This window comes from Desulfosarcina sp. (genome assembly GCF_041551955.1).
Classification (GTDB): Bacteria; Desulfobacterota; Desulfobacteria; order Desulfobacterales; family Desulfosarcinaceae; genus Desulfosarcina.
Window position 1 is genome coordinate 25,204 of sequence record NZ_JBFELV010000004.1, and the last position, 13,937, is coordinate 39,140.

The window sequence follows — 13,937 nt, forward strand, 5'->3', positions numbered from 1 at the left end:
AATCCGGCCTGCTAACGATTGGCTCAAACATCATGAGTATCCTGCGTCTTGTATTACCTGGCGTTGCATCCGGCGGCCGAACGAACCAATCGACGGGCACGCAGCGGGTCGAGGCCGGGGTCCTGAATGATCCCGTTCTCTTCGATCTCTTCAATGAACGTCTCTACGTACTCTTCACAGAAAAAACGGCGGCAGCCTTTGCGAAGGATCTCATATGCCGTGGCCGCCGACTGCCCCTTCTGATAGGGGCGGTCCGTGGTAACCGCATCAAAGCAGTCCGCAATACTGACAATTTTGGCGCCTGGCGGAATTTCCCCGGCTCTGAGGCCAAAGGGATAGCCGTTCCCGTCCTCCTGCTCGTGGTGAAACAGCACAAAATCCACCGCCGGTTTCAGAAAATCGATATCCTTGAGCAGGGCAGCGCCAATCAACGGGTGGCAGCGTACCTCTTGTTGAAGATCACTGGGAAGGTGGGATTCACGGTTGGTAAATATTCGATCGCTCAGGGCCAGTTTGCCCACGTCATGAAACAAGCCGCCGATACCCACGTTCCGGACCTCATCAGGGGAACATCCCAGCCGCCGGGCAAGACGCATGGCATACAGGGAGACCCGGTAGCCGTGTGCCTGGGTATAGCGATCTTTTTCCCCCAGGGCGCGGAAAATCTCATTCAACGTGTGCAGATGCTGCTCACAAAGCCGTTTCCGGCGCTTCAATTCTTGTCGCATGGATGCCTGACTGCCTCCGGGTTGACCCGCGTACGTGCCGATATGACCAATTTGCTGCCCATTCCTTGGGCATGGCCTCCAATATGCCGGCACGATAATTCATTAACATGGCAAGGTGGAAACGACCATCGGGCGGTTTCAAACGCGTCGTCTCGCCTCAGGCGGGGTCGTGTTAGGCATCAAACTGAATCCGGTCTTCAAACGGCGCTTAATATAAGGCAGCGCAGAAAACGTGTCAAACGAAAACCGATGTTTCAACCGGACCCTGGGGGCACGGCGCAAAACCATTCCTGCCGTTCGATTCGAGATAGGAGCTCCGACGGCTAAACGGTTTCATTCCGCAGCCTTGATAGACCGTTGTTTCAAATGTTGAAAAACCGCCAGCGCCGCTCTCCGGCTATCATCCGGGGTTCCGCTGTTATCGATGACGAGCGTGGCTCGTTTGCGTTTCTCCTCGATGGGCATCTGTGACCGGATCCGTGCCATGGCTGCCGGTTCATCGATCCCATCCCGATTCATGAGCCGCTCCAATTGAAGGGTTTCGGGCACATAAACGACGATCACCTCTTCGAGGTCCCTTGCCATACCCGCCTCAATGAGCAGGGGGACGTCCATGATCACCACTGCATTGGGCGTCTCAGCGGTGATTTGGGCGATCATTTCCGCTGACCGTTCAACGACCAGCGGGTGAACGATGGCATCCAGGCGGGCCTTTTTGTCCGGGTCATTGAAGATAATTTCACCCAACCGCTTGCGATCGATGTTCCCGTCGGGAAGAATAATGGTGCGGCCAAAAAAGGCCAGTATCGCATCGTAGCCAGGCGTGCCCGGTTCGACGACCTCCCTGGCGATTTTGTCGGCGTCGACGACCCGGGCGCCGGCAGCGGAAAGAAATCTGGAAATCGTCGATTTGCCGCTGGCAATACCTCCGGTGAGACCGGCGATGATCACGAGGTGTCCTTTTGAATAGAATTGCGTATCGACCATTGGACCGGGACGGAGGGGGGCTCCGCCCCGATCCCGGCTATTTTACGGTGACGACGGGGCAGGGGGCCTTTATGATGATATACTGTGCGTTGGATCCGAAGAGCAGCTTGCCGACCTTGGAGCGGCGTTTGATGCCGATGATGATTTCATCGATCGCCTTTTCCTTGGCGTAGTCGACAATATCTTCTCCCGGGGTCATGCCGCGTACGAGAAGTTTGGTCTCACATGGGATGCCGTCCTCATCAAACATTTTTTTGGCCACTTCCAGGTTTTCGGTGGCATGTTCAACTTCAACGGCGTGAGTGACGCTTCCACCGGTCAGCGATGATACGATGACCACCGTCGCATCGAATGCGGCGGCGTGTTTTTTCGCCAGCGCCAAGGCATCCTTGGCGGAATTGGACCCGTCGAAACCGACCAGGATTTTCATTAATCTCTCCTTTTCTGTTGCGGTGGCATCATGCAAGACAGGGCATCATGCCGGAATCTGAGTGTTGGGGCGGTGAAACCTGTCAAAACCACGTTTAAAACCATCTGTCAAGAAAACAGTCGTTCGGTGTTGGTTCATTCAGCGCATGCTTTTCATCCGCTCCTTGCGACTGACAATTTCGCTGATACGAATGCCGTATTTCTCTTTTTCGACCACCACGAAACCTTTGGCGATCAGGGTCTGGTTGATCAGAATGTGAACCGGTTCTCCTTCCATCTGCTCCAGTTCGACCACCGAGCCCGGCCCCATTTTAAGGACATCGTTGATCCGTTTTCGTGAGCGTCCCAGTTCCACGGTCACCTGCAGGGGAATATCCATGACCAGGCCGAGATTCTTGAATTGATCGATTTCGCTGTCAGTGACGGCCGGTTCAACCAGTGTATCGTCTTGCGCCGGTGCGCTTTTTTCTGCGGCCTCATCCGATCCTTCAATGGCAGCGGCTTTTTCGCGCTTGACGCCGGCCTCAACGACGATGACGCTACCCTTATGAGAAAAGAGAAATCGGGCGGGTGTGATCAAGCTAGAGGGACTCACTTTGAAGTCCCGTCCGTTGGTGATGGAGGGGGTGAACAAGACGCAGGAAAGCCCCGCATCCGCAAAATTGGATTTGAGGTTGCCGCCGATGATGTTGCTCACTTCACGGATGGCATCGTAGACTTCTTCTTTGCTCTCGACCTTATCGACGTCCACGCCCAGCATGGCCGCTGTCATCTCCTTGCCAAAATCGTCATTGACCTGGACGTTGAGCACACCGTCCACTTCACCGGTGAAGTTGACCGTCCCTGCGGTTCGCATCCCTTCAACAAAGGACTCGGGAGTCTGCCCAATGGCTTCCACCTCCATATCCAGCATGGTGTCGAAGACGTCGATGACTGAGTTGACGAGGGCCGTCTGGATGTCCACACTGGCGATCCGCTCCAGGACGACCTCGTCGGACAGATCACTCGTCGTAACCGCTTTGGCGCCGATTTCCTCCTTGGTGCATAATTCTACCTGTAACAATTCATCTGCTTGCCGGAAGGTGAACGTCGCCGGTGGGGCGATATCTGCCGGATCGATCTTGAAATCACTTCCCGATGTGATGGATGGCGTCGATGTGACGCAGGTGAGTCCGGCATCGCGGAATTCCGTACCGAGATTTTCGGCCAGGATGGTGGCCAGTTCGCCGATCACATCCTTGATCTCCTCGTCACTCTTGATTTCATCGGCCTTTATGGCCAGCATGGCGGAAGCCACCGTCCGGGCGAACGCCTCGGAGAGATGAAGACGCATCACGCCGGCTACTTCGCCGCCGAAATGGATCGTTCCCACCATCCGGCCGTCATCGAGACCGGTGGTTGCACTGTCCTCGACCGCTTCCAATTCCATGGACATCATGGTGTCAAAGGTTTCGATGAGCGTGGACGCGATCGTCTGGCGTATGGTGTCGTCGCTGATTTTTTCCATCGGTTCCCCGGGGGTGCAGCGGTTTTTAGTAGCCCCCATTGTATGGCTGTTTTCCGATTTTTGTCAATGATTTACGACAAAAAAAGCCCGGGCGAAACGCCCGGGCCGATGTGGGTTGAACGGGTTGAATCGATCTAGAACAGACCGGTTACCTTTCCTGTTGCCGGGTCGACGTCGATACGGCGGAAAGCCGGGTTGGAACTGGTTCCCGGCATCAGGCTGATGGTGCCTGCGCAGGGGCAGAGGAACTTGGCACCGGAGTAGATCAGCACGTCGCGGATGGGCAGCCGCCAGCCCTTGGGAACTCCCTTTTTGACCGGGTCGTGGCTCAGAGAGAGGTGGGACTTGACCATCATGGTGGCAAAGTCGGCGTACTTGGAATCGTTTTCCAGCATTTCGGCCTTGGCGTTGGCTTCCGGTGACCAATCCACGCCATCGGCACCGTAGACTTCCTTGGCGATAGTTGCCACGCGGTCGCGCAGCTTCATCTCAAGCGGGTAGAGGAACTTGAAGTCGTTCTTTTCGTTGCAGGCATCAATGACCGCATCGGCGAATTCCAGGGCGCCGTCGCCACCTTTTTCCCAGTGCTTGGACTCGGCGCAGCGGGCGCCGGCGGCTTCGGCCGCCTTTTTGACGATGGCCACTTCGGCGTCGGTGTCCGTATAGAAGCGGTTGACGCAGACCACCGGGTTGATGCCGGCCTTGCGGATGACCCCGATCATGTGGACCATGTTTTCACAGCCCTTTTCCACCAATTCAAGGTTCTCTTTGGTGTAGGCTTCGTCCATGGCTTTGCCGGCAACGACTTTGGGTCCGCCGCCGTGCATCTTCAGGGCGCGGATGGTAGAGGTTAGCACCGAGACGTGGGGCTTGAGGCCGGAGAAGCGGCATTTCACGTTCCAGAACTTCTCGAAACCGATGTCGGCGGCGAATCCGGACTCGGTGACATGGTAGTCAAAACACTTCAAGCCTACCCGGTCGGCGATGATGGAGCTCTGGCCCACGGCGATGTTGGCAAAGGGCCCGGCGTGCACGAAGCAGGGGTTGTACTCGGCGGTGCACATCAGCGTCGGGTTGACGGTATTGCGCATGAAGGCCGCCATGGCGTTGCCCACTTCCAGGTCGCGGCAGGTGACCGGTTTGCCGCTCTTGTCGAAGGCAACCGTAATATTGTTGATGCGTTCTTTCAGGTCGCCCAGGTCGGTGGCAACGGCCAGGATGGCCATCAGCTCGGAACCCACAGCGATGCCGAACTTGCTCTGCATGGTGAAACCGTCGGTGCGGCCGCCGAGGCCGATGACGATGTTGCGCAGGGCCTGAGCGCAGAAATCGATGATCCAACCCATTTCCACGCGGGTGGGGTCGATGTCCAGGCGGCGCATGCCGGTGAGGCGGGCCAACTGCTCGTCGTTGTAGTTGCGCTCATGCTGCATGCGGGCGGTCATGGCCACCATGGCCAGGTTGTGGGCATTCATAATGTCGTTGATGTCGCCGGTGAGGCCCAAGGAAAACTCGGTCATGGGGATCAGCAGTGAGTTGCCGCCGCCGGCAGCCGTTCCCTTGACGTTCATGGTGGGTCCGCCCGAGGGTTGACGCAGGGCGCCGCCCACATTAACACCACGTTTGCCCAGGCCTTCCATGAGACCGCAAGAAGTGGTGCTTTTGCCTTCGCCCAGCGGAGTCGGGGTGATGGCGGTGACTTCGATGTACTTGCCGTCGGGCTTGTCTTTCAGCCGATCGATCACTTTCAGGAAATCAATTTTGGCCAGACGCCCCATGGGAAGCATTTCATCCTTCTGGAGCCCCAGCTTCTCCTGCCATTGTTCCGGCGTCGGCATATTTTCTTCTGCTGCTTCTGAAATCTGCCAGTCCGCCATATTAACCGCATCGTAAGCCATCTATCCAATCCTCCTTTAGTTAATGATTAACAATGGGGGGCCCTGATGGCCCATCACCAGGTGCCGGTGCACCGTTGGGTCACATGAAATACCAAAACGAATTGATGTCAGATTAGAATGATCGACATTTTTCCGGGAACCAGAAAAACGCGCTCAATCTAACATGCTTATGCATTTTTGGCAAGACTTATATGGTTGCTGAAGCTCAGGTTGAAGAAGAGAAAAACATATTTAAATTACAGTTGTTTACGTATCCGTAAAATTCGGTTTTGAAGCCGTCGGCCACCCCTTACGATGCGTTGCTCTGAAGATGATAGAGCCGGTAATAAAACCCTTGCCCGGCCATCAGCGAGTCATGATCGCCGGTCTCCACCATCACGCCATTGTTGAGCACCACAATCCGGTCAGCCGTTCGGGCGGTGGTGAGACGGTGGGCCACCACCACGCAGGTGCGACCCCGCATCAGGTTGGCGATGGCATCCTGCAAGTGGACTTCCGTCTGGGAGTCCACATAGGAGGTGGCTTCATCGAAGATGATCATTTCCGGATCCGCTGAGAAAGCGCGGGCTACCGAGATCAACTGGCGCTCGCCGCTGGACAGGGAGGCGCCTCCCTCCGAGATGCGGGTATCCAGCCCGTCCGGGAAGTGGGCGACCAGGTCCATGCACCGGGAGGCGTCAAGGATAGTTGCCTGCTGCTGAGGGGCAATCTCGTTGGCAGCAAAGAAAATATTCGCCCGCAAGGTGCCGGTGAACAGGAACGGGTCCTGCATCACCAGAGCGATCCGTCTTCTCAGCACTGCCGGCTGAATCTGTCTGCAGTCAATGCCGTTGAAGTATATGGAGCCTGATGTGGGTTCGTAAAAGCGCACCAGCAGATTGACCAACGAGGTCTTGCCGGATCCGGTGGCCCCGACAATGGCAATCGTCTCCCCGGCATCGATCGTCAGATCGATCGCTTTGAGGACGGGTTCGCCTGCGTTGTAGGCCAGGGATACGGATGCGAAACGGATTTGTTCCAGCGGCCCGGGGATTTGAACCGCGATAGCGCTCGCATTCCCCGTGGCTTGCCGCGGAGAGGGTTCAATCGTGCGTCTCTCCGACACGGTGTCGGTCCGCGTGTCCAGGAGCAGAAAAATCCGTTCGGCGGAAGCCATGGCGTTTTGCATGATGTTGTACTTTTCCGCCAAGTCTCGGATGGGGCGAAAGAACATCTTCATGTAGGCGATAAATGCGGTCAGTACCCCTATGCTCACCGTCTGGTCCAGCACATGGGCGCCCCCGAAAAAGATCACGATGGCGATGGCGGTGACGCCCAGCATTTCGATGATGGGCATGAACACGGCAAAGATGTTTATCTGGCGCATGCCCGCTAGATAGTTATCGTGGTTCAGTTGGGCAAACGTATCGAAGTTTTCCTGCTCACGGCGAAACGTTTGGATCACCTTGATGCCGGCGATGGTTTCGGAGAAACGGGTGTTGATTTGGGCCACCTTGATGCGCAACTCCCGGAACACGTCGCGAACCTTCCTGGAAAATCCGAATGCCGTTGCCGCCACCAGCGGCAATACCGTAAAGGTCAGCAATGCCAGACGCCAATCCATGGCAAGCAGCACGATGGCAATGCCTGCCAGCAAAAACAAGTCCTTGAACACCATTGAGATAAAGGAGGTGAACAGGTCATGCATGTTCTGGATGTCATTGGTCACCCGGGTCACCAGCCGGGCTACGGGATTGCGGGTGAAAAAGCGCAGGGGCATGTCCTGGATGTGGCGGTACAGGTTAACACGCAGATCGTGCATGATCCGGTGGCCGGCAAGTTCCATGATCATGTTCTGGGCAAAGGTGAAAATGAAAATGGCCACCACCACCCCCATGAACAGACCGGCGATTTGCAGCAGACCGGACAGATCCGCGTGCCGCAATCGACTCAGGCTGGTCCGGTCGAGACGGTCTAAATCTGTCAGTCGGATTACCGCCCGATCTCCCCGGATCTGGAACAGTTTTTTTTCCCGGTCAACGATCCCGGCAACCACAGGATCTTTCAGGTCAACGGACATCCACCGTCCACCCGACAGTTCCCCACCGCCCGTGTCGCCGGCGATACGGTCCTGGGGCACGATATGGCGGTCGATGATCTCCTTGGTGATATAGGGAACGGACAACTCCAGCAGGGTGATGGCCACCACCAACGCCACGGATACAGCCAGCTTGGTCCGATGAGAAGCCGCGTAGGGAAGGATGCGGCGAAGCAGGCTCAAGTCATAGGGTTTTCCCAGACGATGCTCTTCATCATAACCGTAGTCAAATCGCATCTTCTAGCTCCTGAAGCCCATAAGCCCGGGCATAATACCCATTGGCGGCGATCAGTTGCGCATGGTTGCCGGCGGCGGCGATCCGCCCATTTTCCATCACCACGATCTGATTCGCGTGGCGCACCGCCGACAGCCGGTGGGAGATGATGATCAGGGTTTTGTCTCCTGCCATGCCCCGCAGCGTGTCGACGATGCGGGCGGCAGTGCGTGTGTCAACCTGGCTCACCGGGTCGTCGAGAACCAGGATGGGTGCGTCGTTGAGCAGGGCCCGGGCCAGAGCCACGCGCTGTTTCTGCCCACCTGATAGAATCACCCCCTTTTCCCCGACCACCGTGTCGAATCCGTGGGGCAACTCTGCAATGGTGTCGTCCAAGGCTGCCAGGTGCGTCGCCCGTTGCAGGTCTGCGTCCGTTATTCCTTTTCCGCCGAAGGTGATATTCTCCCTGACGGTGCCGGCAAACAGAAAGGGTTCCTGGGGAGAAATGGACACCAGCGATCGCAGGGCCCCGATCTTCAACTGGCGGATGTCTGTTTCATCCAGGTAGATGCTGCCTGAACCCACCTCGTAAAGGCGCATCAATAAATGCATCATCGTGGTTTTACCTGACCCCGGTGGTCCCACGACCCCCAGCGTCTGGCCTTTTTCCAGCTGTATATGAACCCGGTCGAGAACATTGCCGCGAATCGGGTCATAAGCAAAGCTGACATCCTTGAACAACAGCTTCCGTTCAAACCCGGAGACGGAAATGGCGTCCTGCGCTTCGGCAAGTTCCGGTCGGGTGCTGAAGATGCCGTCCAGCCGGTCCAGGGAGGCCCGGCCGCGCTGGATGAGATTGGTTACCCAACCTAGCGCCATCATGGGCCAGGTGAGCAAACCCAGATAACTGATGAAAGCCACAAAATCGCCGGGGGTGATCCTGGCGAAAATAGTCTGGCGGCCGCCCTGAAACAGGACGATGGCCAGGCTCAGGTTGGTGAGCAGCATCATCAGCGGGAAAAACGCGCCGGTGACTTTCACCAGATCGATATTCTCGCGCACATAGGCGTTGGAGATCCGGGTGATCTCTGCGGTCTCGGCTGCTTGGGCGTTATAGGCCATGACGACGCGAATACCGGCGAAGCGCTCCCGGACGGCTTCTGTGAGATCACTGAAGGCGCCCTGTACCCGCTTGTAGCGGCGGTGCATCCGCCGGCTGAAAAAGCGGGTGCCCAACACGATCAGGGGCATGGGAATCAGTACGTAAAGGGTCAGTTCAAGGTTGATGTAAATCATGAACCCAATGGCGGCCGATCCTAAAAAGAGGGCATCATTCAAGGCGACCAACCCCATTCCGGATGCCATGCGCACCTGCTGGATGTCGTTGGTGGCGTGGGCCATGATGTCACCGGTGCGCATCCGGTCGAAGTAGGATGGTGACAGGGTCTGGATGTGGAAAAAAAGTCGGTTGCGCAGGGCTTCTTCAGTTTTTCGCGCGGTGCCCAGGAGGCAGCGTCGCCAGAAAAACCGGAAAAAGCCGATGCACAACCCCAGGGCCAGGATGGTTACGGCAGCATTCAACAGGCCACTGTGATCCACCTCCAGAAGGGTCAGGTCGTCGACCACCCGTTTGATCACGCGGGGGATAAACAGTTGGAGCAAATCCACCACGATCAGGCACAGCAGGCCGAACAGGATGCTGTATCGGTTGGCGATCAGGTAAGGCTGGATCAGCTTGAAGGATTTCATCGGTCCTCATTTAAAAAGGCGGAAGCAGGTTTATGGCCTGAATCCGAAATCCGCCGGTCTGCCGATCAATCAGATTCATGGCGCCGCAGCCCTGAGCGATTCGAAAGAGATTCTCCGGCGGCATGCCCAACAGGTGGCAGAGAATCATCCGGTTGACGCCGGCATGAGCTACCATCAACAGGTTCCCGGCGGCTTGATCGACCGCCTGTTCAAAGGCCGGGACCACCCGTTGCTGAAGGTCCAGGAAGCTTTCCCCCCCGGGCGGCCGGAACCGGGCCATCTCCGTCCCGCGTTGTCCAAAGGCATCCGGCCAACGTTCCCTGACCCGTCGGAATGTCATTCCGTCCCAGCCGCCCAGGTTGATTTCCCTCAACCTGGCCAGCGGTTTGACGATGATGGGACGGGCGGCGCAAAGGATGCGGGCGGATTCCATGCAGCGGGATAGATCGCTGGAAATGATGTGCGCGATGGGCACGTCGGAGAGGCATTTGCACCAGTATTTCGCCTGGCGGCGCCCCATGTGACTCAGTGGAAGATCCGTCTGTCCAATGAATCGCCTTTCCTCGGTTTCCCTCAGGAGTTCACCGTGGCGAAGCAGCATAATCTTTTTTTCACGACCGGACATCAGCCAGGTTTTCAGGCTATTGCTCATGCTTGCCGCCTGTCGATGACCCCGGCCTGGTTCAACAGCTGACGTATCGTCTGATCGGACAGGTGTTCCACTTTGTCTTGGATCGAAAGTGCCGCACGCCGGCGTTGATCAATTATCTCCGAGATCTTCGGTTCGTGGCCATGTTTTTTAAGCTTGGCGTCGAACCGCTGCTTCAGGCTCACCAGCGTGGTCCCGTCCACCAACTTGTCTGCCAGGTAAACGATTTGCGCCTCGTCCACAGGGGAATCAGGCGACAGGCGGATATCCATGTGGCTCGCGACGACGGCGGCCATGGCGGGAAACCCCATGCCCTTCAGCAGGCGGGCCCCGGCGGCAGCATGGTTTTTCTCCACCCGTGCCACATCGTGTACCCGGGCGGCCGATTGAACCAGGTGGACGTCAAGGACCCCGCCACGGTCATTGACGGCCCGGGCCAGCGCCGCGGCCACGTCCGCCACCCGATGGCAGTGGTGGATCAGCGGTCCGGGCAGCTTACGGACCTTTTCCATGAGCACCCGACATTCGTCTTCGGTGAGCATATCGGACGTCGCCAGCCGGGTTTCGAGGCGCTGAAAGTCATCGGGTGTATCCATGTCCAGCAGCACACCTTCATCGGCCACCTGGACGTCCAGCGCTGTTGCATTGAAACGACGAAGCAGGGCGCTGAGCCCGCCGCCACCGCCATGGGACAAGATGGTATCTTTCAGCGCGCCGTCGATCAGGGGCGGGTGTCCCCGTATATCATCGAACACCGGATAGGCCACGGGTGCCGGGCGCCGATCGAGAGCACCCATTAACATGGTCAGGGTGTGCGGCCGCACCAGCGGAATATCCACTGGATGAACGAAAAAGGAGGGGACGTCCGAGTCAAATGTGTCGATGCCGGCCAACACCGAAGCGAACATGCCTGTATCATGTGCCGCGTTGTGGACCTCGGCCACCGGAAAGCCGGTCATCGTCGATCGAATGGATTGTGAACGGAAGCCGGTTACCACCCGGATGTCCGCCACGCCGGCGCTGCGGTAGAGGGATATGACGCGTTCCAGCACCGTTTGCCCGCCCAACGTCAACAATGGCTTGAACCGCCGCATCCGCCGGGAGCGGCCGGCGGCAAGGATGATGGCGGATGGTCGGCGCTGGCGGGTCATGGCGGCCATCTTCTCCTTGCGCGGTTCACTTGCCGGTGACCATGGCCATGTACTGGCTTTCGGTGAGGACTGTCACCCCCAGCCGGCTGGCCTTTTCGATTTTCGCAGCACCGACGTTTTCACCACAGACCAGATAGTCGGTCTTCCCGCTGACAGCTGTTTGCACGGCGGCCCCCAGCGCCCTGGCTTCTGCCTGCATCGCATCCCGGGTGCCGTGAATCATTTTTCCGGTAAACACGATTCCCTTGCCTGCGACGGGACTGTCGACGGCCGCTTGATCCGATGCAAGGGGCGTGCGTCTCAGATTGAAGCCCAGGTCGAGCATGTGCCGGATGGTTCCCTCCATGGCGCCGATGCTGGTGACGATGCTCTGGCTGGTCTTTTCACCAAACCCTTTGATTTGGGCGATCGCTTCGGGGTCCAGCGTCACAACGTCCTCCAGGCGCACATGGGCCAGCAGTTTGCGGCTGTCACCGGTGCCCAGATCGGCGATGCCGAAAGCGGCCAGGAACCGCCAGTCCTCGACCGGGGTGGCGCGGCTGACGGTGATGGCTTCGGCCAGATTCTTGGATTGCACCGGTCCGAACCCCATGGATGTGAAATCGGCTTCAGAGAGCCGGTAGATCGCTTCCAGACTGTCGTGGCCGTTTTCGACGAGCTTGCTGATGGTCTTGATGCCCAACCAATCGGCATTGCCCAGAATCCGGAACCAGTGGCTGATGCGTTGCTCGATCTGGGCCCGACAGGCGTTGTTGGTGCACATGAGAAAATCGTTCTGCCAAACCAGCGGGCCCCCGCAGGCGGGGCATGCATCTGGCCGCCCGACGGCTCCTTTGACCTCCAGAACCGCTTCCAGCTTGGGGATGACTTCGCCGCTGCGAATGACCTCGATGCGGGTGCCGATGCCGATGCCTGAATTGCGGATATTGCCGGCGTGGTGGGCGGTCACCCGGCGGATGGTTGCACCCGACAGCGATACCGGCGCCACCTCCAGCACCGGCGTGACCTTGCCGGTGCGCCCCACCTGCCACTGGATGCCGGTTACCGTCGTCTGGGCGGTCTCGCCCTTGGTCTTGATGGCGATCTGCCAGCGGTAGTGGTGGGCCGTGGCGCCCATCCGTTCCTTTAGCCGGTCATCCGTCACCTCGGCCACCGCACCGTCTGTTGGATAGTCCACATGTCGCAGCAGATCCCGGACCAGCTGCCGGGTGTCCTGCACCAGCCGGCGTCCATCGACAATGACCGATGCGGTCTGACGGTAAGGGACGAAGTGGACCACGCCGTCGTTCAATGCGGTTGTCGCGTTTTCGTTGAGCGTGTCCGAGGAGATGATGCCCACCACCATGTTGCGCGGGTGTTCGAAAAAGTCGGCCATGTGTTGGTCAAAATAGGATTTGACGACTACAATTTCTCCCACCCCCTGGCCGCGGCCGCCGATGGGTACAACGCCTTTGGCAAGGGCGCTGGAGATTTCGTAACCGACTTCTCCGTTACCCCGGGTGACGAACACGCTGCCGTCATCCCGGCCGGCCAGACCATCCAGTTTGGGCGTCAGTCTGAAGGCCACCGAATCCATTCCAAGCGCGTCGGCTTCCTTTTGCACCCGGGCCACGAAGCGTTGCAATTGCTCTGTGGTGTAAGCCTTTTCGATGGAGAGCATGGGAGTGGGATGGCGGACCTGCCGCCGGCCGGTAAACTGCTCCGGTTCCACGGCCTGTAAAAACGGGTGCTCCGGCGCGCGCTCGCGCAGCTGCTCCACCAGCGTGTCGTATTCGGCGTCACTGACAAGGGGGGCGCCTTGGCGATAGGCCTTGTTGTAAACCTTCAGTAGATCGACCAGTTCGTCTACGGTATCTGGGTTCATGGGTTTCGGTTGGCGTTTAGGGTTCTGTGTTCATGGGCAACACGCAACAACGCCCGACAGGCTGTCTCACGGGCGATTTTAAATGCCGGGGCGTTGAAACCCGGACGCCACTGATAGTCGGAGAGTTCATCGGAAACCACCAGGATGCCCGCGGCCGCTATCTCGCGAAACCCGGCAACCGTGAAAATGGCCGACAGCTCCATGTCGACGGCCAGGGCACCTTCGGACTGGTAGTGTTTCACCTTCTCAACCGTTTCACGGAAGATGGCATCGGTGGTCCAAACGGCACCGTCGTGAAATCTGGCCCCCTGGTGCTGCAGGGCCGACCGGACCTGATGCACCAAGGGTCGTGCGGGCAGGGCCACCCGGCATGAGGGGTCGCGGTAGTGTCCGGACGTGCCTTCGTCGACCATGGCACTGTCCGGTACGATGATGTCGCCGGCCTTTACGTGACGGGATACTGCACCACACCAGCCGAAAAAGAGGATCGATTCAACCCCCCAGACACCCAACGCTTCAACGATCATAGCGGCATAGGGGGCCCCGACCATCGGCCCTGTCAGGGTGAATCGCCGCTGGTCGTTCGCATGCACCCGAAGGCTGCTCATGTAGAGCTTGCGCTGTTCCACCACCGGGGTGTCGGCCAGCCGCGCCAACAGACGCAGGTCGGTCTCCGTGGCCGCA

Annotated in this window: 11 protein-coding genes; all 11 read right to left on the bottom strand. The window is 58.3% G+C overall.

Going from position 1 to position 13,937, the window contains the following annotated elements:
• Positions 1-53: 53 nt before the first annotated feature.
• Positions 54-728, bottom strand: coding sequence for an HD-GYP domain-containing protein (locus tag ABYV26_RS00885; protein WP_372677267.1), 675 nt, complete (start codon positions 726-728; stop codon positions 54-56).
• Positions 729-1,061: 333 nt separating this feature from the next.
• The gene (gene coaE / locus ABYV26_RS00890; protein WP_372677269.1) at positions 1,062-1,679 is read right to left on the bottom strand and encodes a dephospho-CoA kinase; all 618 of its coding nucleotides are present in this window, start codon (positions 1,677-1,679) and stop codon (positions 1,062-1,064) included.
• Between the two features lie 73 nt (positions 1,680-1,752).
• Entirely contained in the window at positions 1,753-2,145 is a 393-nt protein-coding gene (locus ABYV26_RS00895; protein WP_372677271.1) for a universal stress protein, read from the bottom strand.
• Between the two features lie 138 nt (positions 2,146-2,283).
• Positions 2,284-3,651 carry a flagellar motor switch protein FliN gene (fliN, locus tag ABYV26_RS00900; protein ID WP_372677273.1) on the bottom strand — a complete coding sequence of 456 codons (1,368 nt, stop codon included), beginning with the start codon at positions 3,649-3,651 and terminating at the stop codon, positions 2,284-2,286.
• A gap of 134 nt (positions 3,652-3,785) precedes the next feature.
• Entirely contained in the window at positions 3,786-5,549 is a 1,764-nt protein-coding gene (locus ABYV26_RS00905) for a formate--tetrahydrofolate ligase (RefSeq protein WP_372677274.1), read from the bottom strand.
• 289 nt (positions 5,550-5,838) lie between these two features.
• Positions 5,839-7,863, bottom strand: coding sequence for an ABC transporter ATP-binding protein (locus ABYV26_RS00910; protein WP_372677276.1), 2,025 nt, complete (start codon positions 7,861-7,863; stop codon positions 5,839-5,841).
• Positions 7,853-9,589, bottom strand: a complete 1,737-nt coding sequence (locus ABYV26_RS00915; RefSeq protein ID WP_372677278.1) for an ABC transporter ATP-binding protein — start codon at positions 9,587-9,589, stop codon at positions 7,853-7,855. The genes ABYV26_RS00910 and ABYV26_RS00915 overlap by 11 nt, the downstream gene beginning before the upstream one ends.
• 10 nt (positions 9,590-9,599) lie before the next feature.
• Positions 9,600-10,241, bottom strand: a complete 642-nt coding sequence (locus tag ABYV26_RS00920) for a histidine phosphatase family protein (RefSeq protein WP_372677280.1) — start codon at positions 10,239-10,241, stop codon at positions 9,600-9,602.
• On the bottom strand, positions 10,238-11,398 hold the full coding sequence (locus ABYV26_RS00925; RefSeq protein WP_372677282.1) for a DVU_1551 family NTP transferase: 1,161 nt from the start codon (positions 11,396-11,398) through the stop codon (positions 10,238-10,240). The genes ABYV26_RS00920 and ABYV26_RS00925 overlap by 4 nt, the downstream gene beginning before the upstream one ends.
• Positions 11,399-11,414: 16 nt before the next feature.
• Complete coding sequence (locus ABYV26_RS00930) at positions 11,415-13,253, bottom strand: helix-hairpin-helix domain-containing protein (protein WP_372677284.1); 1,839 nt, start codon at positions 13,251-13,253, stop codon at positions 11,415-11,417.
• A partial coding sequence (locus ABYV26_RS00935) for a nucleoside phosphorylase (protein WP_372677286.1) occupies positions 13,250-13,937 on the bottom strand: 688 nt, incomplete at its 5' end. The genes ABYV26_RS00935 and ABYV26_RS00930, both read right to left, overlap by 4 nt.